We start from the raw sequence: 26,211 nt of genomic DNA, 5'->3' as shown, positions 1-26,211 counted from the left end.
GTTTAACGACTTTTCTTATTCCTTCTATCGATCTCCTGTGTCACGATGAAAGCAAGTTCTTCGTTGCCAAAGAGAGACAGCACGCCTAATACAGTGCTATCGGCGACCTCGCCGGCTTCCTCTTTGGTAACCGTTAAATCGAGCGCTTGCTGCAGAGAGGCATTATCTTGCTGATCCGGATAAGCGGCACGATAGAGTGCAGCCGGGTCCAAATCATGATTGATACACCACTGGGCAAAAACGAGAATCATCATATGCTCCTCGCGTTTATAGTTTTCGATCATCTGTTCTTCTAATTGTTTTTTATTCATACTAGGGTAAACATCTCCTTCAACTACCTATTCAGCCTTATAGGGCGGATGGGTTCATTATAGCGAAAGATCAGGTGCAATCACAATGATTAAGAATGAGAAGATCAAAGCCTCCGAGGTTCACGTCACGGGTATTCAGGGTGAAGACCTAGGCGTGATGTCCACGAAGGAAGCGCTGCTCCTGGCGAAGCAGTTGAAAGTCGATTTAGTCTGTACATCGCTCATGAGCAGTCCGCCGCCGTGCAAATTAATTGGAGCAGGTCAAGCCAAGCAGGAAGCGATGCAGGAGAAGCAGCAAGCCCGGAAGCGGGAGCAAGCGCCAAAGCTCAAAGAGCTGCGCTTAACGCCGCACATCGAGGATCACGATCTGGAAACGAAGCGCCAGCAGGCGGGGCGGATTCTGCAAGGCGGAGATGCCGTGCAGCTGGTTGTGAAGATTTCAGGCAAAGAGGGCGCTCAAGCCAAAGCTTTGCTGGAAGATTTGGTGAAAGATTTAAGCGCTTATGGACGCAAACAAACGGGTATTCAGCTAAGCGGGAAGCAAGCATCCGTACAGTTGGACCCTTTATAACAAAGCATGAACGCTCCTTCTCTTCGAAATGGGAGGGACGTTCATGCTTTTTTTCAGCCACAGGGAAACTAGTTCAAGTAACAGCTTAATTCAAGGTAATGGCCTGCGAGCCCATAAGTTCCCAAACTTGTTTCACTTCGCTTAGAACATAGGCTTCCTGCTGTCCGGTCATCGGGTCGTTCATATAGGCGTAATCGTCATCCCAACCTGTGAGTAGCAAAGCATGTTCGGGTTGATACCACTCCACGAGCCGATCCTCTTCATCTTGCCATTCCAGATCCAGATAGGGGGTATCCATGTGTTCAGTGGCCCAAATCATGGCGGGCTTACCTTGTTCTATTACGTTCAACAGCGCATCAAAGGAAGCACCTGTGATATCTTGGAAACGCCCCGGCAGCAGCTGGTTCATTGTCGTATACACCGGCTTATGGTAAATGCCATATCCCGCCTCATAAGGGTTGCCGACAAACACGTCCTCTGGGTTGCCGCCAACAAAAGCCCCATCGTCATTCTCTGTAGGCATCTCGCCTCTAGGGAGCGCGTCGGCTACTTCCTCTTTGGTGACAGGAAGCCCAGCCCAGTTCAGCAGCATGGTGGCCGCCACGGCTTCGCACCCATTGGGGAGCTCTGGCAGTTGTGATAAGGCAGGGGTATTAGCCACCTGATAATGGTGCTCCACTGGAGCATCAGCGGACGGCAGCGGCACAAGCGCATTCAGAAGCGGCTCACCGAGCACGATGACAGGCGGTCTTGGAGCGGTCGCTTGGAGGGCTTGTTCAAAACCAGGCGCTGTTGGCTTGGGCCATGTCAGGCACATCACAGACCATAAAATGATCAGGCTGCATGTTAATTTTTTTATGCGAAATCACTTCCGATCTAGTACGATCTTCTCATTACATCATGAAGAATATGGAAAAGCAATATGAAGTCGCAAAGTCATAGAAAGGTGGCCAAACTGCATAGTCTAGGAAAGCGGACAGCATCTTGAGAATATTTTACGGCATGAAATGAGGACTAGGAAAGACCTTCTGAGGCAAAAGCTCATACAATAAGGTAAAATAGTGAAAATACCTGTTCCATGGATAAGAGGGAAGTTTATGAATAAGCATGAGGATGAGAAAAAGGCGTTAGAGCAAGCCGCTATCGATATTTTTCTTGAACTATATAATGTAAATAACCAGGCAGCGCTGCAAATGGTTCGACAACAGGAGAAGCCGGACGCGCTTCTGGAGGATGCCAATAACGAACTAGTAGGGCTTGAAGTGACTCATTTGTTCTATGATATGGAAGAGGCCAGACTCATGATGTCACGATCCGAGCTCACGAAGCCTGGGGCAGAAGTGCTGGATAATTTTATTAAGGTCATTAATGATCGGATTGTTAGTAAGGAACAGAAATTTCAGGACTACTCCCATGATTATCCTTGTATGCTGCTCATACGCAATGTATCGCTGCTGTTCGGGATGTCCGATGTGCTCAGCTTCAAACATAAGCTCGTCCCGCCAAACGGAATGTTCACGCAAGTATGGCTGTTGTCCAGAGATTTTACACCAGATTGGCTGTTAATTAACCTATATGAGGTTGGCGGCGGAGGGATGAAATGAAACGTCTCTACATAGGGCTTGGCGCAGCTTTTGGCGTATATGCGATCATTATGGTTGTGTACTTATTAAAAGGAGATCTATTTCCGATACCGCATGCCCTGGTTGGAACCAGCGCGGACCCGCACACGTTCATGACTGCACAGGAAATAGACAAAGCGGAATCCTTATCGCGCATCCGCTCATTAACTTATTTCCTCAGTTCTCCGCTGCAAATGGGACTGATCCTGCTGCTCCTCGGTGTGGCCGTCAATATTCGAAAGTTTGCTGAAAAGCTGTTCAGAGCCTCCTTCCTGCAAATGGTCGTTTTTGTGCTTCTCTTTATTCTGCTGATGGACGTGCTGTTCTTGCCAGTGGATTATTTCTTGTTCAAAATCGACCAAGCCTACGGAATATCCACGGAGACGCTGGCGATCTTTTGGGGCGACCATGGGAAAGATTTTCTGCTTAATGCCGTAGGAACGATTGTGATGGTTTGGATATTCAGACTGGTGCTGCAATGGAGCCCCAACCGGTGGTGGTTCTGGTTCTGGTTGTTGTCTGTGCCATTGATCATGTTCGTCACGTTCATTCAACCCGTTGTGCTTGATCCCCTGTATAATGATTTCAAGCCGCTGCAAGATCAAGAGCTTAAAGCGCAAATTCTTCAATTGGCGGCGCAGTCGCATATTCCGGCCAAGCAGGTCTATGAGGTTAATATGTCCGAGAGGACCAACGCGATTAACGCTTATGTCAATGGAATAGGGGGCAACGCCCGAATCGTGCTTTGGGATACAACGCTGAAAAAGCTGCAGCCCGATGAGATTTTGACAGTGATGGCACATGAAATGGGGCATTATGTAGAAAAGCATATCTATATTGGCATTGCCTATGGGATCGCGCTTAGCTTTGTTGGTTTATGGCTAGCTTTTCACGCTTATCGCTTCTTTCTTAAACGCTGGGGTTCCAGATGGGGCATTCGGGGAGAAAATGATTTAGCAGCGCTGCCTATTTTGCTGCTGCTTATTACGTTCATGAGCTTTGTGTCCGCTCCTGCGCAAAATGCCTTCTCCCGTGTGATCGAGCATCGAGCAGATGTGTATGCGATGCAAATGACAGGAGACGGCAACGCCGCCATTCGCGCTTTTCAGCAAATTGCCAAAGAGAATTTAAGCCCTGTCACACAACCGAAGCTGGTTCACTGGTTTCGTGGCTCGCATCCGGAGATCATGGATCGGATTATGTATTTTAAGCAGTTTGATAAATAAAAGGCTAGTGAGGGAGCGGATTATCGCTTCATCACTAGCTTTTATTGTTTACGCAACGTGGCGTGAATGAATTATTGCTCGTTCCTGCGCGTCATTTGCTGCCAGACGGATCCTTCAGCTGCATGCCCGCCTTCAATACGCTCCAGCGCGATTTTCACTTGCATGCGAACTTCGAACTCGGAGTCGTCTGCCGCTTCCTGCAGATCCTTCAGCACGGAGTTGTCGCCAACCTCGTACAAGAAGCGCGCTGCGCGCCAACGGACCAGCTTGTTGCGGTCCTTGAGTGCCTTGGCCATAGCCGGCATGGCGGCAGGGTCACCCAGGTCGGACAGCGTATCGCCTGCTGTCCGACGAACAGATGGGGTATCGTCCTCGAGGGCACGATACAGGAAGGGCAGTACCTCGGGTTCTTTGATATCCCCGAGGTACACCGTTGCCAGTCGTCGAATCGACGTGTTCTCGTCCTGCAGGGCATGGACGAGAAGCGGCAGTGTCGTAAGCGACGGCTGGATCTTCTGAAGCGCGGCGTAGCGCAGCTTCCAGTCACTGTGGCGCAGCTGTTCCAGCGTTGCGCCAATCTGTTCTTCTTCGGCAGCTTCCGAAGAAGCGGGAACCGGGGTCTCCAGCATCGCGCTGGAGACCAGGCTTTCGACGCGGGCGTCGTCGTAAGAAGCGTCCAGCTCCTGGACGACTTCGCCCGCGATGTCCTTCAGCTCGCCGTAGCGCACGCCGAGCTCCTCGAGCTTGCGCTCCTTGATCAGGTTCGGCGATGCCGTACCTGCGCGGACCGCGGCTTGCGTGAAGCGCTCGGGCATCGCCACGCGCGCTTCTTCATTGCCGGCGCGCACTCTCACCTGGAGCGGGATGCCGCGGAACATCTGCACGAGGACTTGTGCCTCTCCGAAGGCCGCTTCAGCTTGCGTTTGTTCCAGGGGTAAGCCGTTGCCGCTGGTAGAGCCTTCGCCTTGGGCTTCACCGAAAATCTCGCGGGCTTTGGCTAAAATGAACTGCCAGTCCCCTTTGGAGGTACGGTCCAGTGCAATAAAATCGGCCGCGTGGAAAACGCTGATCACGCCCTGTACAGCGAGCAGCTGCTGAATGTTGTCTGGGGCTTCAGCGCTATTTTTCTTTGCATAGGTTTTGCGCACACCCGCCGGCAGCGATTCATCCATATTAAGCTTCATGGAATTTGGACTTGGTGTAGGTTCTATAGATATAATTTTCATTAATGACACTCCTTCCAATCGGGGTTACATGAAAAGACCCGGACGTATGAACGTCCAGGCCTGTTTATAGGCATTTCATATTTAATCTAAATCAACGAGGTTGCGGTTTAAGTATTTGTCGAGCGTTTTGGTGAGATCAAACACCGTATGGGCTAAATCCACATTCTCGAAAACGTGATCGCATTGATCGCGGTAAGCCAGCTCGTCTTCGTAATAAGAGAGGTACTTCTGAATGATCTCCTCGGAGTCTCCGCTTTCTCTCATCCGCTCTTCGAGAGTACCGCGCTGAGCGTAGATGAAAACCAGAACGACGTGATCACCGTAATGCTTTTTGAGCGTCTCGGCGCCGAAGCGGTTCAAGATTAAATAAATGCTTCCGCTGTGTTCGAACATCCGTTCAATATCGGCACTTTTAATCCCATATAAATGATCATTGACGGTGCTAACCTCAATGAATTCACCGTTTGCCTGCGCCTGTACAAACTCAGCAGGGGAGATAAAGTGATAATCTTGACCGTCTTCCTCAGTTGCCCTCGGAGGTCTGGTGGTGTAAGAGATAACCTGCTTCATGCCCAGTGTAGAACCTGACATTTCAGCAACCGTCTTACGACCGGCTCCGTGTGGACCGGTGAATACAAAAATCATTTCCTTGTCCTTTAATGCGTACATGGAACATACCTCCTTAATTGTGAAAAATGGGGGGTAAATCCTACGTGCGTGCAACGGTATGAAACGATTTTTGTCTAAGTAGGATCACTTTCAGCCGTACCTATATTTTACATGGTTCGGGTTGTTCGGTAAAGGTCTAGCGATGGAAACGCTTTTTTGACTAGCGTTTCCCGCCGCGTCCGCCGCCACGCGGTGCACTGCCGCGAGGTGAACCGCTTCTATCGCTGCCACGAGGCGCTCCATTGCGAGGTCCAGAACCGTCGCTGCGTCCGCGCGTTTGACCGCTGCGTTCCCCGCCACTTTGGTAGCCGCGTGCTGGACCAGGACGGTCACTGCGTGAAGCTGCTCCGCCACGGGCAGCTCCGAAGCTGTCGCCACGTTCTGCACCGCGCTCGGCGCTGCGACCTTTGCCGCCGCCGCGAATCGCGCGTGATGCGCTTGCTGCATCGTCGCGGCCTGTGCCGGCGTACTTGTTGTACGGCGAGTAGGATTTATCGCCATGAGGAGCAGAACGCTTGCGTTCTGTGCCTTCACCGCGTCCTGCCGTGCGAGGTGCCCGTTCGGCAGATTCGCCGCGTCCCCATGAACTGGTGACTCGCGCTTTCGCAGCGTTCATATTGCTGCCGCGTCCTGGTTCTGCGTTCACGGGTTCTTTTCTTTCTGCGCGTCCCCAAGTGTTCGGATTACGCTCCGAATTTACTTTCGCAGGGCGAGGTCCTCTTGGCGCATCGCTGCTGCGCGCACCATATTTATCGCTGCCTCTGGACGCGGAACGGCCAGTGCCGTACTGCATGCCGGCTTTGTCTTCGCGCGCGCCGGATCTTCCGCGACTCATCTGACCGCGCGGTTCTGATGACCTGCCGCTGCGACCGCTGCGAGAAGCCCCGCCGCTTCGACGGGCTGATCCGCGGCCTTCTTGCTCGAAGTGATCCTCGGAGCTGGAACGAACGCGTCGCACCTTAGGTTCGGATGCCCCTCTTAGGGACATTTTGATGCCTTTTTCGATGAGTTCGATTGTCAGCATATCCCGCTCTGTAGCGAAAGTCACGGCAACGCCAGTATCCCCGGCACGACCTGTTCGGCCAATTCGGTGGATGTAGCTCTCTGCGTCTTGCGGCACATCATAATTGAAGACATGTGTGACACCTTCGACATCTAACCCGCGCGCAGCAATATCAGTGGCAACCAATAACTCAATACGACCATCCCGGAATCGTTTCATAACTTGCTCACGTTTGGCTTGTGACAAATCTCCGTGTAGTTCGTCAGACATAAGTCCGAGTTCCTGTAAAGCTTCATTTAATGCAATGGCTCTTGCCTTTGTACGGCAGAAAATCATCGCGAGGTAAGGTTTATACTGTTTAATAGCGGCAATCAAAGCATCCTGCTTCTGACGGTCAGTCGTCGGAATGAGAACTTGCTCAATTTCGGTCAACGTAACCTGTTTGCTTTGAATCTTAATTTCTTTTGCTTCCTTCATATAAGCTTTGGAGAGGTTCATCACTTGTTCAGGCATAGTGGCTGAGAAGAGAAGGGTCTGACGATAAGGAGACGTTTGCGCAATGATATCCTTCACTTCATGAAGGAAGCCCATATGCAGCATTTGATCGGCCTCATCCAATACGAGTATTTTCAATTTATAGAAATTGATAGAACCGCGGCGAAGGTGATCGAGCAATCTTCCCGGTGTTCCTACTACTATATGTATGTTCCCTTGAAGCTTTCTAAGCTGCTTTTCTACATCTTGCCCGCCGTATGCCGCAAGTACCTTTGCTCCCGTCACAGGGACAAGGTCTTTCAGCTCATTCGTAATTTGAATCGCCAACTCGCGTGTAGGTGTCAGAATCAGAGCTTGAACATCTGCACTTTCCACATCGATCGTTTCTAATATTGGAAGAACAAAGGCAAGGGTTTTACCTGTGCCTGTTTGCGCTTGTGCAATAACATCCGTTCCTTTTAATAAAACAGGTATAGCTTCCCTTTGAATGGGGGTCGGTTCGATAACGCCTGATGCTTGTAAGACTCCAACGAGTCTTTCTCTAATTCCTAATGAGGCAAATCCACTTGACATGGTAATTGGCCAGCTCCCTTTTTCCTACTATTTATAGGGATCTTTGGTGGTAGTCCAAAGTCTCTCCTTGTTAAGACGATTCCCCCATTGTACAGGAATGCCAGACAAATGGAAACAGGGGCCGGCCTACAAGCAATAAATATCTACTTTATATAGAAGAAATTGATTTTATTTATCCGGCAATACTTGGGCAGTCCCGAAAACACGCGCTACGGTTTGGTTGAAATCCGTTAGAAGCGGCATAAGAGAATGGCCTTTCCAGCTTTCCTGAGCGTAATTATTCATTTTATTGAGGAAATCCCGATTAGCTGAAATATAGACATCCATAACACTTGGTTGGAGCAAACGGATTTTCTCCGCCATGGCTTGCTTGAAACGATGAGATAGCAGGTCATGATGAACGGCAGTCTCGTAACTGTTGTACCCGTTGTTTAAGTCATTGGAAGGCAAATAGTCATCGTGAGGAGCATTATCATTGTAAAAGCCTTTGTTCGTTCCTTGGTTGTTGGTCTCCTTCGTTGTTCCTTTGGTACCTGTAGCGCTGCTGTCAATCATGAGGGCAACATAAGCGTTTTTGTCCGTCGTCATGACGATGGCCGTATTGACACCATTCATAGCATTGAGTTGATTTGATAGAAACTGACTGTACTCAATACTAGTATTATTGTGCGTAACTGGACCATAGAGCTGTTGGGTTTGGTAGGCTCTCTCGGAATCTGTCGATTTATCGACTGGAGAACCGAAGTTGGTATGGTCGGGACTCTTGCCATATTCCCGTCCGCCCTCCGTGCAGCCTGATAAAGTCAGCATGAGGAATAGCAATCCAGAAATCGGAAAACCTAACTTACTGAGCATCAATAATGACCTCCCAATCTAGAGTGTAATGTCTATAGGATGGGATGTTTCTCTCCTTTTATTCGTGTTCAGAAATATACGCTTTTGTGCATAAAGAGGTGGGTGTATGGAAATAACCATGAAGGGAAAATATATCGCTACAGAGCGGTTTAAGAACAATTTGTGAACTCTCCTCCAGCGATTGACAAAAACTTTTCACGAATTTATAGTTAATAAAGTGAATTGACATGGGCATGGCCATCGTGGTAAAAATAATGTTTTAAAAGTGGGGTTGATACAATGAGTCGATTGAAAAAGTTATGGCGTCTGCTACCCCTTTTAGCGGTAATGACGTTCTTGCTAACCGGGTGTGGAGACCCAAATCTGTCTGCTTTGCAGCCAAAAGGTCCTGTTGCATCAGAGCAATTGTTTTTGATGAAATTAAGTCTCTTTATCATGGTTTTTGTCGTAATTGTCGTATTTGCGATTTATGTGTATGTGTTAATTCGCTTTAGGAAACGCAAGGGCGACAACAGCATTCCGAAACAAGTGGAAGGAAGCCATGTGCTTGAGATTATCTGGACCGTTGTTCCGATTCTCTTACTGTTAGTGCTTGCGGTGCCAACAGTATCTTACACATTCAAGCATTCAACGAATTACACGAAGGACAAAGCCGCCGTTCACGTCAAAGTCACTGCGCATCAATTCTGGTGGCAGTTTGAATATCCAGATCTAGGCATCGCGACAGCTCAAGAACTTGTTGTGCCTAAGGATAAAATTATTGCTTTTGAACTTGTTTCCGCGGACGTTTCTCACGCATTCTGGGTACCATCCCTTGGCGGTAAAGTGGATACGAACCCTGGAATCACGAATACGCTTTACCTGCAAGCCGATGAAATCTCTACATTCCAAGGTAGATGTACAGAGCTTTGTGGAGCATCTCACGCTTTGATGAACTTCACGGTTGAGTCGAAGAGTCAAACGGACTTCGATGCATGGGTAGCGAAAATGAAAGCACCTGCAACTGTGCCGGCAACAGCACAGAAGGGTGAAGAGCTTTTCAAAGAAAATTGTATGTCTTGTCACGCAGTTACTGCCAATGGTCCTGGTGTTGCTCCGAACCTCAAAGGTTTCGCTGATCGCGATACGCTTGCTGGTATTCTGGAACATACTCCTGAGAAAATGGCGCTATGGATACATAATCCGCAAGAGCAGAAACCAGGCAACAAAATGCCGGCGTTCGGTAAAGCAGCAGGCGGTAAGCTTGATGACGCTCAAATTAACGATATCGTTCAGTACTTACAGACTTTGAAATAAACTTCTCAGGTAAAGGAGGTTAATACGTTGGCTCACTCTCATCCAGTAAAAAAACATACCGGTCTAATGGATTGGCTTACAACAGTCGATCATAAGAAAATCGGTATCCTGTACTTACTTGCGGGCGGGCTTTTCTTCCTCGTAGGAGGACTTGAAGCCATTCTGATTCGGATTCAGCTCGCTTATCCCGATCAACATATTTTTATCGGCGATTCATTTAACCAATTAACAACGATGCACGGAACAACGATGATTTTCTTTGCGGCGATGCCGATCATCTTCGCATTCATGAATGCCATCGTTCCTCTACAGATTGGTGCAAGGGACGTTGCGTTCCCATTCGTGAATTCACTTGGTTTCTGGCTGTTCTTCGCAGGCGGCGTATTGATGAACACAAGTTGGTTCTTGGGTGGTGCACCGGATGCTGGTTGGACGGGGTATGCGCCATTGTCTTCGATTACCGACAGCGGTTGGGGGCAGACGCTCGAGGGTAACATTCAAGGTACAGATTTCTATGTACTAGGTTTGCAAATTGCCGGTATTGGTACACTTATCGGGGGGATTAACTTCCTCGTTACAATCATTAACATGCGTGCACCTGGTCTTACGTACATGCGTTTGCCGATGTTCACATGGTCAGCTTTCATCACTTCAGCTTTGATCGTACTTGCGTTCCCTGCAATTACAGTAGCACTAGTTGAACTTATGTTTGACCGTGTCTTTGGCGGAGCATTCTTCGATGCTGCCAGAGGCGGTAACAATGTACTATGGGAGCATTTGTTCTGGATTTTCGGGCATCCCGAAGTATACATTTTGATTCTTCCTGCATTTGGTATTATTTCTGAGATCGTATCAACGTTCTCCAAGAAACGTCTTTTCGGATACAGCTCCATGGTCTTCGCAACTGTATTAATCGGTTTCTTGGGCTTCATGGTTTGGGTTCACCATATGTTTACAACAGGCTTGGGTCCAGTTGCTAACTCGATCTTCTCGATTGCAACGATGGCGATTGCCGTTCCTACTGGTGTTAAAATCTTTAACTGGTTGTTCACCCTTTGGGGCGGGCAGATTCGTTTCACTACAGCTAATATTTTTGCAACAGCTTTCATCCCGACGTTCGTTATGGGTGGAACAACAGGGGTTATGCTTGCGATTCCTGCAGCAGACTTCCAATACCACGATACGTATTTCGTAGTTGCTCACTTTCACTATGTTATCGTTGGTGGTCTAGTACTTGGCTTGTTTGCAGGTCTTTACTACTGGTGGCCAAAAATGTTTGGTCGCACGCTCAGCGAAGGACTGGGGAAATTACATTTCTGGTTGTTCTTCATCGGTTTCCATTTAACATTCTTCCCGCAGCATTTCTTGGGTCTAATGGGGATGCCGCGTCGAGTATTTACGTATCAGCCAGGGTATGATCTTGAAGTGGGTAACTTGATTTCAACGGTGGGTGCCTTCTTCATGGGTATCGGTACACTTGTGTTCCTGATCAACATCATTGCAACAGCAAGAAAACCAGTTACAGCTCTAAACGATCCATGGGATGGACGTACATTGGAGTGGTCGATTCCTTCACCAGCACCTGAGTATAACTTTAAACAAACTCCGCTTGTTCGCGGCTATGATGCACTTTGGAAAGAAAAAATGGCAGGTAATAAACAAATGACTCCGGCAGAACCGGTTGGTTCGATTCATATGCCGTCAGCATCCATATTGCCGCTAGTTATGTCCGTTGGTTTGTTCATCGCTGGTTTTGGTTTTATGTACAAAAACTACTATGTAGCAGGCGCGGGTTTGGTTGTTACATTAATTGCTATGTTCTTACGCTCTGTATACGACGATCATGGTTGGCATATTGAGCCGGAAGAACTTGAAGATGATAAGGGGGTAAAGGCATGAGTACTCATCACACGGGCGCACTGCCTGCTAATCCGGAAACGGCTACCCTCGAAGGGAAAAATAAGGTTCTCGGATTCTGGTTATTCCTTGGCGCCGAGGTTGTATTGTTTGGTTGTTTATTCGCAACTTACATTGCACTTCGGAACTCTGTTCCAGACGGTCCAACAGCTGATGAAATTTTCAAGCTCAAAACAGTGGGCTGGTCAACTTTCATCCTCTTAACAAGTAGTTTAACAAGCGTGTTCGCGATTATCGCAATGCACAAACAGAAGCTGGGCCAATTGTTGTTCTGGCTTCTTATTACGGTATTGTTTGGTCTTTCGTTCTTGGGGCTTGAGATTTATGAGTTCGTTGAATATGTTCACGAGGGTCATAAATTTACAACAAGTGCTTTCTCGACTTCGTTCTATACACTAGTTGGTTTCCACGGAGCGCACGTTGCTTTCGGTATCTGCTGGATTACACTGTTGATTCTACAAGGACTCAAAAAAGGTCTTACCGTTGTTACAGCACCTAAGTTCTACGTAGCAGCGTTGTACTGGCACTTTATTGACTTAGTCTGGGTATTTATCTTCACAGTCGTTTATCTGATGGGGAAGGTGGGTCATTAAGATGAGCAGCAATTCTCACGATACACACGCACCTAGCAAACGAGTTAAGCATGAATCTCCATTGAACCACTACTTGTCTTACATTGTCTCGATCTTGCTGACAATGCTTGCATTTGCAGTCGTGCTCTATGGTGACCTGGATCGTTCGTTCATATTGATCTTCATCGTCACTTTGGCGCTAGTGCAAGCGATTATCCAGTTGTTCTTCTGGATGCACGCCAAAGAAAGAGGACACTTATTCCCGTTAATTTTTCTTGGGGGAGGAGCTTTCGTAGCTCTTACTGGTGTTATTACAGCTGTATATTGGATGTGGTGGTAAACCACTGGAAGAGGCAACTTTGTCTAGGCAAAGTGCCTCCTCTTTTTTTAGAATGAGGGTCTAGCATGAAGTTGAAAGGAGAAAGAGATCAGCTATGAGCCAAATTGGTGGATTTTTTGAGTTGTGGAATCCGGTATTACTGTTGGTGATCGTCGTTGTCGGATATACATATCGTCACTTTGTCGCTAAGGGGAAAGGGAATTCAGCAAATATTGAGCCAGTTTCGGTATCACAGCAGATCTCTTTCTATGTTGGGCTTGCTCTTTTCTATATTGGCCAAGGTAGTCCGATTAATTATATCGGTCATCACTACTTGTTCAGTATGCATATGCTGCAGCAAACTATCTTGTATTTAATTGTACCTATCTGTATATGGCTGGGTACACCAGCGTGGATGATGCGTTCGATTATGAAAATTACGGTTATTCGCGGTATATTCTCATTTTTCACACGGCCGTTGATTGCACTATTCCTATTTAACATGCTCTTCTCCATATATCATATGCCTTTGGTTATGGATTACTTAATGATAAATGATCTAGCGTTATTCGGTTACCATTCCGTGCTGTTATTCACAGCTTTTATGATGTGGTTCCCTGTCTTTTGTCCACTGCCTGAGATGAATCGCTTGAATGATTTGAAGAAGATGGCTTACATCTTTGGGAATGGCATTCTGCTAACACCAGCCTGTGCACTCATTATTTTCGCGGATACGATTATTTATGACATGTACGCGAATGTAACCGTACCCTTCGCCCATTTATCACCTCTTGATGATCAGCAATTGGGTGGCGTTCTAATGAAAATTGTCCAGGAAGTTGTCTATGGAGCAACACTTGCGTATATTTTCTTCCGTTGGTATCGCAGAGAGCGGAAAGAAGATGACGATATGGATCTTATAGAGTCACAAGAGGGTCTGAATAATCAGGGCGGTAATTGGAATCGCGCTTAGGGGAAAGGATTTAGGGAGATGCACATTTTACCAACGATTTCTACGATGTTTATCGTGATCAGTGCCATTTTTGTCGGTTTCGGCTGGTATCATATTGTGAAAGGGAATCGGGAAACCCATCAAAAGTTGATGGTACTTGGAGCCATATTCGCACTAGCGTTCTTTATTATATATATGTCGCGTACGTTGTTTGAGGGTAACACATCATTCGGTGGACCTGAGAGCTTGAAACTGCCGTATCACTTATTCTTGTTCTTCCACATTGCCTTAGCTACGGTTGGCGGTGTTCTTGGGTTAATAACACTTTGGTTTGCCTACAAAAATAAATTTCTTAAGCATAAGAAAATTGGCCGCGTGGCTGCAATTGTCTGGCTTTTAACTGCGCCAACGGGTGTTTTAGTTTATGTTTTGCTCTACTTGATGTATCCGGGTGGAACGACGAAGCCGGTTATTGATGCGATTTTTGGATTGTAGGAGATTTGATTCGGAAGAGGAATAAAGAGAAGAAGCTAATTCACTGCGTTGAGCAGCTGAGTTAGCTTCTTTTTTTGTCAAATACCCCAAGTACCAATCAATCGCACATTTCTTTTATTTTCCAATCTAATGTAAACTAATAGATAATAGAATCTTATCTCAATTAGAAAGGCAGGTTCAATCCATGACATACCCGCTTACGGTAGAAAACGTTTATAAGCAGTACGGTGAGAAAACCGCTGTTAACGCTATCAATCTTCGTGTGCAGGAGGGAGAAATATATGGGCTCCTAGGTGCTAATGGTGCTGGGAAAACAACAACGATGCGAATGGTTCTAGGACTTATATATCCCGATCAAGGACATATTTTGTGGAAAGGGCAGGGCTACCGTGAAGAGTTGAAGAGGCTTATGGGCTACTTGCCCGAAGAGCGTGGCTTATATCCCAAAATCAAAGTAAGCGAACAAATCATCTATTTAGCGGAGCTGCGCGGCTTATCCCGTAGGCAGGCAGAGACAGAGCTGAAAGCTTGGCTTGAACGGTTCGACGTCCCTGAGTACTACAATAAGAAGGTCGAGGAGCTGTCCAAAGGGAATCAGCAGAAAATACAATTTATTGCTGCCGTCATTCATAATCCTGACATTTTGATCCTGGATGAGGCCTTTAGCGGACTTGATCCTGTGAATGTGGAGCTGTTGAAAAAGACAGTGAAAAGCCTCCGCGACGAGGGAAAAACGATACTCTTTTCGAGCCATCGCATGGATCATGTGGAGGAGCTATGTGAACATATTTGCATTCTGCATCGTTCAAATACGATTCTGCAAGGGAGCTTGAAGGAGATTAAATCTACCTTTCCAAAAGAGAGAATCACTCTGCAAACCGAGCAGCTGATTGAGGGTTTGGAACAGCTCCAGGGCGTTACGTCTGTGGAGAGGCAGCTGAACGGCTATCAAATTCGGATAGATTCAACTGCTGACGCGCAGCAGATTCTGCACCATGCGATAGAACAGTCTTCTATACATAGGTTTCAAATCATGGAGCCTACTCTGAATGAAATCTTTATTCAAAAGGTGGGAAAAGCGCATGAATAGGACATGGACCGTTATAAAGTTTACCTATTTAACCCGTTTCCGCTCCAAATCATTTCGCGTGATGAGTCTGATTCTAATTGTACTTTTATCGGTTCTCATTCATCTACCAACTATAATGGAGAAATTAGCTTCGCATGAAGCGACGAAAATCGGCGTATTCGCAGGGAAACAAGGGGAGATTGCGGAGAAGCTGGCTGGATTTTATAATACTCAGCAGAAGCCCGACATAGTCATTGTACCTATGCAAGACGCAGGAAGTGCTGCCGCGAATGAGGCACTCGCTAAGAAGCAAATAGCGGACAAAACGATAAAAGGTTATCTTGAGTTTACAGATACAGCCGTAGCGGGCTTCCCCAAAACGGTTTATAAATCGGAAGGAACGATGGAGTTTTCGCTTAAAAACAAGCTTCAGACCGCCCTTCAGTTGGTCAAAACTGACGTGGTCCTGCAAGGAGCAGGAATCGCCCCTGAGCAAAAAGCCAACATGCAAGCCCCCGTCTCCTTGGAAACGGTGCAGCTTCTATTGAACAATGAAGGAGCAGGTAAAACAGAGTCACAAATGGTCATGTCCTATGCCCTCGTGTATGTCATGCTGTTCATGTTGTACATGGGCGTCATCGGCTTCGGCAACATGGTAGCCATGGAAATAACCGCAGAGAAGAGTTCGCGGGTGATGGAACTGCTCATCACGAGTGTTTCACCTCTTAAGCAGATGTTCGGTAAAATCGTTGGTATTTGCTTGCTGGCTTTAACGCAGATAGCCCTCTCGATCGCTGTAGGTATTGTAAATTTAAGCTTATCCAGCAGCAGTCAGCTCGTCTCACAGCTTAATCTGAATTGGGAAGATCTGGAGGTTTCACTCATCGTTTATTTCTTGATTTTCTATCTCTTAGGCTTCTTCATTTACGCAACTGTATTCGCGGCTGTTGGCTCGCTGGTAAGCCGAACAGAAGATGTAGGGCAGGCGATTATGCCAGTGACGATGCTGGTCGTAGCGGCGTTTATGATCGCGATCTTCGGATTAAACAATCCGAATGCGGGATTCGTTGTCACGATGTCATTCGTGCCATTCTTTTCACCGTTGATCATGTTCCTGCGAATTGGGATGAGCTCGCCAGCGTTGTGGGAAATAGGGCTGTCGATCGTCATCCAATTGGTCTCAATCGGAGCAATGGCTTGGGTGGCAGCTAAAATCTACCGCACAGGCGTGCTCATGTATGGTAAAAGGCCTACGTGGCGGGAGCTTCGCAAAGCGATGCGGGCGTATAAGGTGAAAATATGATTATCTTTATTTACTAAGTGGGTTGCTACTGGGCTGTGCATATTGAATATTACCTTCAATAACAGCTTTATTAACAGCTGCAACGTTCTCATCTCCTGGAAGCGCCGGTGTAAATTCTGTGCGAATGTATGAACGATATAAATTATACTTTAATTGATATGACAACACAATAAATGGAAAATAACAATCCATATTTAAATAACCCCCGATAAATCAATTTGTTGATTTATCGGGGGTTATTTGATTACTCAACAAAATTTATCAATTGAAAGCACAAAAATTATCATGTGAAAGCGCGTCCAATCTCTCTAAAATTAGGCTTACAAAAAGATGATATCAAAGGGGAATGCACCTGCACCGCTGTCATTACAAAGACCATTGATTAAGGAATGAGGGAAGTACATGAATAACATCATGCAAAAAAGAGTGCTCATTTTTTCTTTTCTTGCGTTGCCGATTGGATTAATGCTGTTATTTCTAATTTATCCTACGGTGAAGCTGTTTCAATACAGTTTGACCGATTGGAACGGGATTAGCAGAGATTTGCACTTTGTAGGGTTTGACAATTATTTGAAAGCGCTCAAAATGTCGCAAGTGTGGCAATCGCTCTCGAATAACTGGCTTTATTTTATTATCCATGCGTTGCTGATTCCCATTGAGATTTTATTGGCGGTTATGTTGAATGCCAAAATGCGAGCTAGCGAGTTTTTCCGTTCTATCGTTTTACTTCCTTACATCATCAACGGTGTAGCTGTCGCTTATATTTTTGGATATTTGTACAATCCAGTAAACGGTCCGATCAATGAGTTTTTGATGGCTGTCGGCTTGGAGAGTTGGATTCATAACTGGCTTAGTGATGTGAAAATTGTTAACTATTCGCTTATTGCAATTTCTTTATGGCGATTTGCAGGTTTCCATATCATCTTATTTCTAGCAGGTGTGCAGTCCATACCAAGCGATTTGTATGAAGCAGCAACAATTGATGGTGCAAACAAAATGCAGCAGATTCGTTTTATCGTTTTACCAGGTATCCGCCGCGTCATTGAAATTATTTTGTTCTTAAATATTCGGGGAGCACTACAAGTCTTTGATATTCCTTTTCTTGTTACGCAAGGCGGTCCTGGTACCTCCAGTAGCACGTTTACGATTTTCACAATCAATACGGCATTTAAATTCAATAGTTATGGCTTAGCTTCGGCCTTGGCGATAATATTGATGGTTATGATCATCGCGTTTAGCTTCATTCAGAACTTATTGATCCGTGAGAAAGGGGAAAAATCATCATGAGCATGTCTCAAGCCGAACTAGCAGCCAAACCTCGTAGGATGGACAAGGCATCGCTGGTTTCCTTTCTGGGCAAGTCGCTTTATTACGTCGTTTTATCGCTCATCACGATCATTATCTTCGTCCCGTTGCTTGTGGTTGTGTTCGCAGCATTCAAGACGTCTCCGGAGCTTGCGGCTACATCGCCGTTCGCGCTGCCTAAGAGCTGGTCATTCCACAATTTTGCCGTCGCATTCGAGAAAGCGAATATGCTTGTAGGGTTAATTAACTCACTTAGTGTTACGGTCTCTAGCGTAATCATTAATGCTATTCTCGGCGCTATGACAGCATTTGTGCTCAATCGGTTTAACTTCCGCTTCAAGAAAACAATCTTTCTGCTATTTATTATCGCATCCGTCGTACCAGCCTATACGACTGAAGTGGCGCGTTTTCAGACTATTAAGTCGTTAGGCCTTTACAACACGCTATTTGCGCCGCTGATCATTTACGCAGGAACAGATTTGATGCAAATTTTCATTTATCTGCAATTCATTGAGAAAATATCGAAGCAGCTAGACGAAAGCGCACTGCTCGATGGAGCATCGTATTTCCGAATTTTCCGCTCGATTCTATTCCCGCTTTTGCTGCCAGCCACGGCTACCTTGGCGATCATCAAAGCCGTTGATATCATGAACGATATGTACATTCCATATCTGTATATGCCTTCGAAGAAACTTAGTACGTTATCAACCGCGTTGATGACATTTGTAGGCGAGCGCGCGACCTATTGGAATGAGCTGTCAGCTGCCATTATTTTGGTTATGTTACCAACCATCTTGATTTACTTGGTGCTGCGGAAATTTATTTTTGCTGGATTAATGGACGGAGCGATGAAAGAGTAGAGCTGTTCAATTATTGAACTTTGGGGGTACCTGCAATGATTAATGACAAACTGCCATACATCTATTATGGCGGCGATTATAATCCTGACCAATGGCCGGAGGAAGTTTGGCAAGAAGATATGCGATTGTTTAAATTGGCGGGCATTAATATCGTTACGCTGCCCGTTTTTAGCTGGGCGAAGCTGCAACCCTCGGAAGATACGTATGATTTTGAATGGCTGGATAAAATTATTGCTACAGTCGCAAAGGAAGGCATCTTCCTGTGCTTAGCTACATCAACTGCCGCACAGCCTGCCTGGATGTCGCGCTTGTACCCCGAAGTCCTTCCCGTCGATATTGACGGGAGGAAACGTACGCATGGCTCCCGCGTCAACTTCTGCCCAAACAGCGGGGTTTATCGGATGTTTTCTCAGCGTTTAGCGACCAAGATGGCAGAGCGCTATGGACACCACCCATCCTTGCTTGTGTGGCACATTGGCAATGAATATGCGCCTCATTGCTATTGTGATACGTGTGCATCCTCTTTCCGTACTTGGCTGCAGAAGAAATACGGGTCATTAGAAGTTGTAAATCGTGTGTGGAATATGAGCTTCTGGTCTCATACGGTATACGAATGGGAGGAGATTGTACCTCCTACGAATTTGAACGGAAACAATAAGTGCTTCCAAGGGATCGCATTAGATTATAAGAGATTTATGTCTGACGCTATCTTAGAGTGTTATCAGGGCGAGTACGACACGATCAAAAAGATCACTCCGGATATTAAAATCACGTCGAATATTTGGGGACTATTTAACGGTCTGGATCTTAAGAAATGGGCCGACCATATGGATGTTGTTTCATGGGATAGCTATCCCCAAATGAATGAGCCCATGAGCAACGTCGCGATGAGGCATGATTACATGAGAGGGTTAAAGGACGGACAACCTTTCATGCTGATGGAGCAGACGCCAAGCCAGCAAAACTGGCAGCCTTACAATAGTCTCAAAAGGCCCGGTGTTATGCGGCTTTGGAGCTATCAAGCGATAGCGCACGGGGCAGATACGGTTATGTTTTTCCAATTGCGTCGATCTGTCGGTGCGTGTGAAAAGTATCATGGTGCATTGATTGCTCACGCAGGACACGAGCATACAAGAGTATTTAAAGAGTGCACACAATTAGGTAAAGAGCTGCAGGTATTGGGAGATACGCTTATAGATTCCGTAACGGAGTCCAAGGTAGCGCTGTTGTTCGACATTGATACTTGGAATGCTGTAGAAATGACCAGTGGTCCGAACGTGGATCTGGATTATCTCAAGCAAGCACAGAAATATTACAAGGCTTTCTATGACTTAAACGTAAATGTTGATGTTATTAGTCCGCTTAGCGATTTTTCCAAATATGAATTAATTATCGCTCCAGTGATGTATATGATGAAACCTGGTGTGAGCGATCGGCTGAAGTCGTTTGTAAAGCAGGGCGGAACGTTTGTCACCTCATTTTTCAGTGGGATCGTGAATGAGAACGATCTTGTAACACTAGGCGGATACCCAGGTGAATTACGTGATCTGCTCGGAATATGGGTAGAGGAAATCGATTCGCTTCAACCGGAAATGACAAATAAAATTAGGATGCATTCAGCTTTTGGAGAACTCCATGGTGAATACGAATGCGGGCTTTTGTGCGATTTGCTGCACCTAGAAGGAGCAGAGGCGCTTGGTGTTTATGGACGTGACTTTTACGCAGGCATGCCGGCAATCACCCGCAATAAATTCGGGCAAGGGGAAGCTTATTATGTCGCAACCGACCCTGAACAGAGATTCTTGGAAGGGCTCAGCAAAACGATCTGTGAACGTTTAAATTTGGCGACGGCTCATCAAGCTCCTGAAGGTGTTGAGATTAGAAGCAGACAGAAAGAAGACAAAACGTATACCTTTGTTTTGAATCATAATGCTTACGAATCAGCTGTTCTATTGAATGTTGGATCCTATAAGGATTTATTATCTCATCGAGTCTATGAGCGGACGCTGGTGCTTGAGCCGTACGGAGTAGCTATCTTAGAAGTTTGTAAATAATTTAATTTCATAGGGAAGACGGCAATGTCTTCTCTATCTTTCGTTGTAATTAATTGGATTTAATAGGGGGTTGACGTATTTCGTAATAAAATTTATGATGACGGTAGATCATGTCGAATGCTGTTGAAAAAGAGATTAGCAATAAATGAAAGCGCCTCAACTTTTACGCGAAATACCTGGTGCCCAGATACCCATCAGTTTGTGGGGTGTGTAATCTCACAGCCATAGTTTAACTTGAGAAAATGGGGGGACGGCCAGTGCGTATTCTTAAAAAGAGATGGCCAATCACATCGATCCTGTACGTGATGTTCTTTTTTGTCATCGTGATGCCTATTGTTTTAGTTGCGTTCCTGTCATTAAGAGCTTATACAGATATTTTGCTAGCTAACATCACATCGCGCACCATGCAAACATTGGAACAAGTATCATACTCCATCGATCAGGAAAAAAGTAGATATATCAGGACGATTGCCGCAATTGCCTCGGATAATAATCTAATTACCCTTGCTACTTCGTACCATCGCAGCACACAATCCAAAGATCTATTCAACTCTTCCATCCAATTAGAAAATCAATTAAAAAATTATTTGCATGATATGCCTGACGTTGTCTCAGCGATGTTCGTTTATCGCGATGGAGGCGCCTATTTCTTTGAGGGCACCCATTTTCATAACATTAATACTAGGATTAACGAAAATTTATTGAAAGGAACGCCGCTTTATCAGAAAGCTCTTCAAAATCAAGGGCGAGTTTTGTTGTTCGGGTCCGAAGAGAATGTACTGATAGAATCGAATGACAAGTATATTTTATCCGCAGCGATAGCTCCTCAATATGAAAGGTCATTTAGTGATGTTGAAATGATCTATTTTGTGATACAAGCAAAAACATTTGAGAATCTGGCAGAATCGACCTCCAACCAAAACGGTAGTTTTATTATTCTGGATGGCAGTGGAAGTATCATGCTGGACACAAGCAAAGATAAAAATAAGAACATTGAGAAACAAACAATCGAACAAGCCCAAAACAAGAAAAGCGGTAACTTTAAAACAATGGTTTACGACGAAAAGATGTTCGTAACCTTCCTGACCATGGAGCGGACGGAATGGAAGATCATCTACATTACGCCATATGATCAGATGACTGCCCCAGTTAGACAAATCTACAAGTTTATTATGAATGTGTCCGCGGCAGGGCTAATCCTTTTTTTGATTGTCTCGTTTTTCCTTATCAGGAGTATCGTTGGTCCTATTAAGTCACTCATTTATCAAATGAATAAAATGAAAAGCGGATCCTTTCATGTGGATCTGGAGCTTTCTGGGCCATTGGAAATTTATTCGTTAGGCAAAACATTTCAAAGTATGACTGTTCGAATACAGGAGCTTATCATTGAAAGGCAAGAACAAGAAAAGCTGAAAACACGCGCGGAAATCGATGCGCTTCAATCTCAAATTAATCCTCATTTTCTAGTGAATACTCTTAATGCTATTAAGATTATGGCGATGTTGTCCAAGGCTACCAATCTTGTGGAAATGACGGATTCTCTGATCAAATTGTTAGCTTCAACCTTTCATCGCGGCGGTTCTTACATCCAAGTATTTGACGAAATGCAAAGTTTGGAGAAGTATATCCATATTATGAAAGTCCGTTATGGTGACCGATTTAAAGTCGAATATGACATCGATGATTGTGTGATAGACACGTATATACTCAAGCTATTACTGCAGCCTATTTTGGAAAATGCAATTATTCACGGATTTTACGGCACAGAAGCAATGGGAATCGTCAAAATAACGAGTAGAAAAAATAATGATCAACTCATTATTACAATCACGGATAACGGAAAAGGGATGGAACAGCGGACGATGGAAGCCTTGCTGCATGAGAAAAAGGTGGAGTCATTATGCGGAATTGGCATTGCCAATGTGAATGATCGGATTCGATTAAATTACGGCGAGCCGTACGGCTTGAAAATTAACAGTGAATTAGGTGTCGGAACAGAAGTCATCGTGGTACTGCCACTATTATCGAGTGACCCTGACCAATTGCAGGCATCATTGACCGATGACAAGTCTGCTTAAACCGAAGATGGTGCCGCAAGTAACTGTTATTATCCGGATTATTTTAGAGAAACGGATAAAGGGGGGCGTGTCTTTCCTATGAAATTCTGCTTATACGATACGAAATATGATCGTGTCATCCTCATTGAAAAAAGCTTTATTTCGGCTTTGATGTTGAAGGAGAAATTCGGGCTGTCCGTTGATATTGCGGTCCTTCCTATTCTATCCAAACAAGAATACATGTCCTTTCCGAGCTCGTTTCGCGGAGAAGTAAGTGGTCGATCTTATTTACTATACGAAGTCCCAGGTATCATAGAACAAAAGTACGATCAAGTCATTGTTCAGGATTAAGGCGGCAATATCGGCTTTATTCAGAATGGGGGAAAAGAATGTTTAGAGTCATGATCGTTGATGACGAGCCGCTTGTAAGACTAGCCATGGGGGCGATTATTCCGTGGGGTGATTTGGACTGCGAGGTGGTGGCTGAGGCTGCGGATGGCTATGAAGCGTGGCAACGCATATCGGTGCATCAGGACGTTGATTTGATGATTGTTGATATGAGCATGCCGGTTATGGATGCACTTACCTTGCTATCTAAATTGCAGGAAGCAAATTTGGCTAATCCACCGCTAAGTATTGTGCTTAGTGCTTATTCAGATTTTGATTTTGTGCGTAAAGCGTTTCTGCTTGGGGCTGTCGATTACATTATGAAGGCGGATCTTGATCCCGAACATATCATCCCTGTGATTGAAAAAGCGATTAGCCAGATTAAAGAAAAGACGATTTCTACGGCAAATTTGAATAAAAGCACCAATGAGTCCGATTTGAAGCAGCGAGAAACCTGGCTCCGAGGTCTGTTGTGCGATAAAGATTACATCTACAGCCATAACTTGACGCAGGATGCCTCCTTTCAAAAGTGGATGCTGCAATTTGCGAACTTTCAGCATGTTATCGTATCTGTTTTGCCGGATATACAATCTCCTACTGCGAATGTGGAGCTGCATGGAGGTACGGAAAATCAGGATCATTTAGTTAAGATCATTAAACAAGGGATGGAAATCGTTAAACACCCTTATGAATTATTGCAAGTTCAAGAGGATGAGTATGCGTTCTTACTTTGTTTTGAGTCATCGACCAGCTATTTAAATCTACGGGGACGCGTGATGGAGCTCCTGGATTCATTGCGCAATACGGTAAAAAACTTTCTAAATGTTTCGCTTTCTATAGGCGTATCAGACTCGTGTACAGACTGGAAAAGTTGGCATCTTAGATACAGTCAAGCAAGCAATTTGGCAAGTTTGCGATTCTCAGAAGGACCTGGGCGCGTGTATTATCCCGAAACGGTCAACATAACCGAGAGGCCCCATCTTATACCATGGGATTATACTGTGATGATGTACCTGATGGAGAAGGGGGATAGCCTGTGGCAGCAGCAACTGCATACAGGATTAAGTCAGTTGAGTGACGTGCCGAATGTGACCCTGGAGAGCTCTCTGCCGATTTATGAGGAATTGATCTGGAACATAGGCGCATTGCTGCATGCAAAGGGGATGAACTGGACGCACGTGATAGAAACACGACGTAGGCCCTATGAGATTGTTGAACAGTTCACGTTCCGTGAAGACCTGCATGAGTGGATTGAGAAGCTTGTCTTTCGCATGGCCGATCTACTTCATCCTGACAAAATACGTGAAGAAAACCCGCAGCGCTTGGTGGAAAGAGTCAAACGTTACGTAGAGAAAAACTACTGTACAGCTATTACCCTGGGGCAAGTTAGTGAGTGGGCACAGGTAACGGAAAGCCATTTGAGCAAACAGTTTGTGAAAGAAACCGGCGAACATTTTATTGAATATGTGACGAAACTTCGGATCAATGAGGCCACCAGGCTGATTGAAACGGATATGAAAATGTACGAAATTGCGGTTAAGGTGGGGTATGAGAATCCTGAACATTTCAGCCGCGTGTTTAAGAAGTATCGGGGACTCAGCCCTCAGAAATATCGGGATAATTATTCAAGGAAAAAAGAATGAGCACAAAATTTATCAAGTTAATCACTAAATATATCAATGAAAGCGTATTCTGTATTTCTGTAAGATAAAGATGTAAATAACGTACGTAATCTTGAGGGGGTTAAGAAATATTATGAAAAAGAAATTAGTCACATCCGTACTTTCCATTGCCCTGACAATTGGATTAACAGGTTGCGGAGCAAACACGGCTACTAAAGAGAGTACTACAGCTGCTCCAGCAGCAGACACCACAAAAGAGAATGCGATTACATTAAAACTTGCTATGTGGGATAGCGACAGCGAGTTCCTAGATAGCTGGACTAAAAAAGTGAAAGAGTTTTCAACAGCTAACCCGAACGTGAAGATGGAAGTTGAAACTTTCAAAAGCGACGGCGACTATCTGCAAGCGATGAAAGTAAGATTAGCTGCTAACGAGCTGCCGGATATTATCGAATTGAAGCCTAACTTCATCAATGATTTCAAAGCGGAGCTTCTGCCACTTGATGATTTGACTGTTACGGCTAAAAATACAAAAGCGAAACAATTTGCTGTCGATGGCAAAGTTCTAGCATTGCCAGTCATCTCTTTCCCAGAACTTGTTTACTACCATCCAAGTGTTTTTAAAGAATTAGGCTTAAGCGTTCCAACTACCTGGGAGCAGTTTGTAAGCGTATTAACGGAGATTAAGAAGAGCGGTAAATATCAGCCTTATGCAATGGGCGGTAAGGACTCCTGGCCGAACTATCCGTTCAATGAGTTTATGCCGTTGTTAGCATCCGGTGACGAAAATTACTACGACAAAATCGCTGGTATGGACAAGCCTTTTGAGAAGGGTACACCTTTCTACAAATCTTACAGCGATATCCAAGCTTTGTATGATGCCAAGGTAATGGGCGCAGATCCACTAGGATTAAGCAATGACCAAGCAACAGGATTGTTTGAAGCGAAAAAGGCAGCTGTTATTGCCGCGGGTCTGTGGTACTTGCCACAATACAAATCTAAAGTAGGTAACATCGACGATATCGCAGCATTCCCATTGCCTGCTCGTCATTCGGAGACAGAGCCGCTGAAAGTGATGACCTTCACGGATAACTTCTTCGGTATTAACAATAAATCCAAAAACAAAGAAGCGGCTAAGAAATTCCAAGAGTGGATGTTCAGCTCGGATGCTTACACCTTCTACGTGAATAAGAAGCAAGCGAACTCCGTCATGGAAGGCGTCAAAGCGGATGTTCCATTCTTGAATGATTTCTACAAAAATAACAAATTTGAAGAGTTCAACTATCGTCCAGGCGGCGAAAACTTCAACAAATATGTAAACTCCATTCAATTGGATTGGAAAAAGCTTGGTCAAGAAATGATGGGCGGAACGGCACTTGATAAGATCGCTAATGATCTGAATGACAAGTGGGCGAAAGCAAGAGCAAGCAAGTAAGTAAGGTTTAGGCATGA

At 45.4% G+C, this 26,211-nt stretch carries 24 protein-coding genes; 18 read left to right on the top strand and 6 right to left on the bottom strand.

The window, feature by feature from the left end; genetic code table 11:
- Positions 1-2 precede the first annotated feature (2 nt).
- The gene (gene yxiS, locus AC58UW_RS15955) at positions 3-311 is read right to left on the bottom strand and encodes a protein YxiS (RefSeq protein WP_497421632.1); all 309 of its coding nucleotides are present in this window, start codon (positions 309-311) and stop codon (positions 3-5) included.
- An 85-nt stretch (positions 312-396) separates the two neighbouring features.
- Here yxiS and infC point away from each other — a divergent pair, with 85 nt between their 5' ends.
- Positions 397-882 (top strand): translation initiation factor IF-3, encoded by a 486-nt coding sequence (gene infC, locus AC58UW_RS15950; protein ID WP_497421631.1) that lies wholly within the window; start codon positions 397-399, stop codon positions 880-882.
- A gap of 85 nt (positions 883-967) precedes the next feature.
- Here the strand turns inward: infC and AC58UW_RS15945 are convergent, their stop codons facing one another.
- Complete coding sequence (locus AC58UW_RS15945; RefSeq protein ID WP_497421630.1) at positions 968-1,699, bottom strand: C39 family peptidase; 732 nt, start codon at positions 1,697-1,699, stop codon at positions 968-970.
- A gap of 280 nt (positions 1,700-1,979) precedes the next feature.
- On the opposite strand from AC58UW_RS15945, the gene AC58UW_RS15940 reads away from it, so the two are divergent.
- Together AC58UW_RS15940 and AC58UW_RS15935 are read left to right on the top strand one after the other, a co-directional pair.
- Entirely contained in the window at positions 1,980-2,486 is a 507-nt protein-coding gene (locus AC58UW_RS15940) for a hypothetical protein (RefSeq protein ID WP_497421629.1), read from the top strand.
- The gene (locus AC58UW_RS15935; RefSeq protein ID WP_497421628.1) at positions 2,483-3,730 is read left to right on the top strand and encodes a M48 family metallopeptidase; all 1,248 of its coding nucleotides are present in this window, start codon (positions 2,483-2,485) and stop codon (positions 3,728-3,730) included. Before AC58UW_RS15940 ends, AC58UW_RS15935 begins: the two co-directional genes overlap by 4 nt.
- A gap of 71 nt (positions 3,731-3,801) precedes the next feature.
- Here AC58UW_RS15935 and AC58UW_RS15930 read toward each other — a convergent pair whose 3' ends face one another.
- From AC58UW_RS15930 to AC58UW_RS15915, 4 genes are all read right to left on the bottom strand, one after another.
- The gene (locus AC58UW_RS15930; protein ID WP_497421627.1) at positions 3,802-4,956 is read right to left on the bottom strand and encodes a conserved virulence factor C family protein; all 1,155 of its coding nucleotides are present in this window, start codon (positions 4,954-4,956) and stop codon (positions 3,802-3,804) included.
- 81 nt (positions 4,957-5,037) lie between these two features.
- Complete coding sequence (locus tag AC58UW_RS15925) at positions 5,038-5,625, bottom strand: guanylate kinase (RefSeq protein ID WP_497421626.1); 588 nt, start codon at positions 5,623-5,625, stop codon at positions 5,038-5,040.
- A 160-nt stretch (positions 5,626-5,785) separates the two neighbouring features.
- Positions 5,786-7,696 carry a DEAD/DEAH box helicase gene (locus tag AC58UW_RS15920; RefSeq protein ID WP_497421625.1) on the bottom strand — a complete coding sequence of 637 codons (1,911 nt, stop codon included), beginning with the start codon at positions 7,694-7,696 and terminating at the stop codon, positions 5,786-5,788.
- A gap of 168 nt (positions 7,697-7,864) precedes the next feature.
- On the bottom strand, positions 7,865-8,551 hold the full coding sequence (locus AC58UW_RS15915) for a YhcN/YlaJ family sporulation lipoprotein (RefSeq protein WP_497421624.1): 687 nt from the start codon (positions 8,549-8,551) through the stop codon (positions 7,865-7,867).
- Positions 8,552-8,830: 279 nt separating this feature from the next.
- On the opposite strand from AC58UW_RS15915, the gene coxB reads away from it, so the two are divergent.
- From coxB to AC58UW_RS15840, 15 genes are all read left to right on the top strand, one after another.
- A complete protein-coding gene (gene coxB, locus AC58UW_RS15910) occupies positions 8,831-9,847 on the top strand; it encodes a cytochrome c oxidase subunit II (protein WP_497421623.1) in 1,017 nt (338 codons plus the stop codon).
- A gap of 27 nt (positions 9,848-9,874) precedes the next feature.
- Positions 9,875-11,746, top strand: a complete 1,872-nt coding sequence (ctaD, locus tag AC58UW_RS15905; RefSeq protein WP_497421622.1) for a cytochrome c oxidase subunit I — start codon at positions 9,875-9,877, stop codon at positions 11,744-11,746.
- Complete coding sequence (locus AC58UW_RS15900) at positions 11,743-12,357, top strand: cytochrome (ubi)quinol oxidase subunit III (RefSeq protein WP_127453747.1); 615 nt, start codon at positions 11,743-11,745, stop codon at positions 12,355-12,357. The genes ctaD and AC58UW_RS15900 overlap by 4 nt, the downstream gene beginning before the upstream one ends.
- Before the next feature lies 1 nt (position 12,358).
- Entirely contained in the window at positions 12,359-12,676 is a 318-nt protein-coding gene (locus AC58UW_RS15895; RefSeq protein WP_497421621.1) for a cytochrome C oxidase subunit IV family protein, read from the top strand.
- Positions 12,677-12,770: 94 nt separating this feature from the next.
- A complete protein-coding gene (locus AC58UW_RS15890) occupies positions 12,771-13,628 on the top strand; it encodes a cytochrome c oxidase assembly protein (protein ID WP_497421620.1) in 858 nt (285 codons plus the stop codon).
- A gap of 18 nt (positions 13,629-13,646) precedes the next feature.
- Positions 13,647-14,102, top strand: a complete 456-nt coding sequence (locus AC58UW_RS15885; RefSeq protein ID WP_127453741.1) for a DUF420 domain-containing protein — start codon at positions 13,647-13,649, stop codon at positions 14,100-14,102.
- A 184-nt stretch (positions 14,103-14,286) separates the two neighbouring features.
- Positions 14,287-15,192 (top strand): ABC transporter ATP-binding protein, encoded by a 906-nt coding sequence (locus AC58UW_RS15880; protein WP_497421619.1) that lies wholly within the window; start codon positions 14,287-14,289, stop codon positions 15,190-15,192.
- Entirely contained in the window at positions 15,185-16,474 is a 1,290-nt protein-coding gene (locus AC58UW_RS15875) for an ABC transporter permease (protein ID WP_497421618.1), read from the top strand. Before AC58UW_RS15880 ends, AC58UW_RS15875 begins: the two co-directional genes overlap by 8 nt.
- Positions 16,475-16,876: 402 nt before the next feature.
- Positions 16,877-17,761 (top strand): carbohydrate ABC transporter permease, encoded by an 885-nt coding sequence (locus tag AC58UW_RS15870; RefSeq protein ID WP_477504521.1) that lies wholly within the window; start codon positions 16,877-16,879, stop codon positions 17,759-17,761.
- Entirely contained in the window at positions 17,758-18,639 is an 882-nt protein-coding gene (locus AC58UW_RS15865; protein ID WP_497421617.1) for a carbohydrate ABC transporter permease, read from the top strand. The genes AC58UW_RS15870 and AC58UW_RS15865 overlap by 4 nt, the downstream gene beginning before the upstream one ends.
- Positions 18,640-18,674: 35 nt before the next feature.
- Positions 18,675-20,693 (top strand): beta-galactosidase, encoded by a 2,019-nt coding sequence (locus AC58UW_RS15860; protein ID WP_497421616.1) that lies wholly within the window; start codon positions 18,675-18,677, stop codon positions 20,691-20,693.
- 257 nt (positions 20,694-20,950) lie between these two features.
- Entirely contained in the window at positions 20,951-22,771 is a 1,821-nt protein-coding gene (locus tag AC58UW_RS15855) for a sensor histidine kinase (RefSeq protein ID WP_497421615.1), read from the top strand.
- A 78-nt stretch (positions 22,772-22,849) separates the two neighbouring features.
- Entirely contained in the window at positions 22,850-23,101 is a 252-nt protein-coding gene (locus AC58UW_RS15850) for a hypothetical protein (protein ID WP_497421614.1), read from the top strand.
- A 38-nt stretch (positions 23,102-23,139) separates the two neighbouring features.
- Complete coding sequence (locus AC58UW_RS15845) at positions 23,140-24,780, top strand: response regulator transcription factor (RefSeq protein WP_497421613.1); 1,641 nt, start codon at positions 23,140-23,142, stop codon at positions 24,778-24,780.
- A gap of 112 nt (positions 24,781-24,892) precedes the next feature.
- A complete protein-coding gene (locus AC58UW_RS15840) occupies positions 24,893-26,194 on the top strand; it encodes an ABC transporter substrate-binding protein (protein WP_497421612.1) in 1,302 nt (433 codons plus the stop codon).
- The last annotated feature ends 17 nt before the right edge of the window (positions 26,195-26,211 follow it).

The sequence above is a fragment of the Paenibacillus sp. J22R160 genome, assembly GCF_059692135.1.
This window is presented reverse-complemented; position numbering and strand designations above follow the sequence as displayed.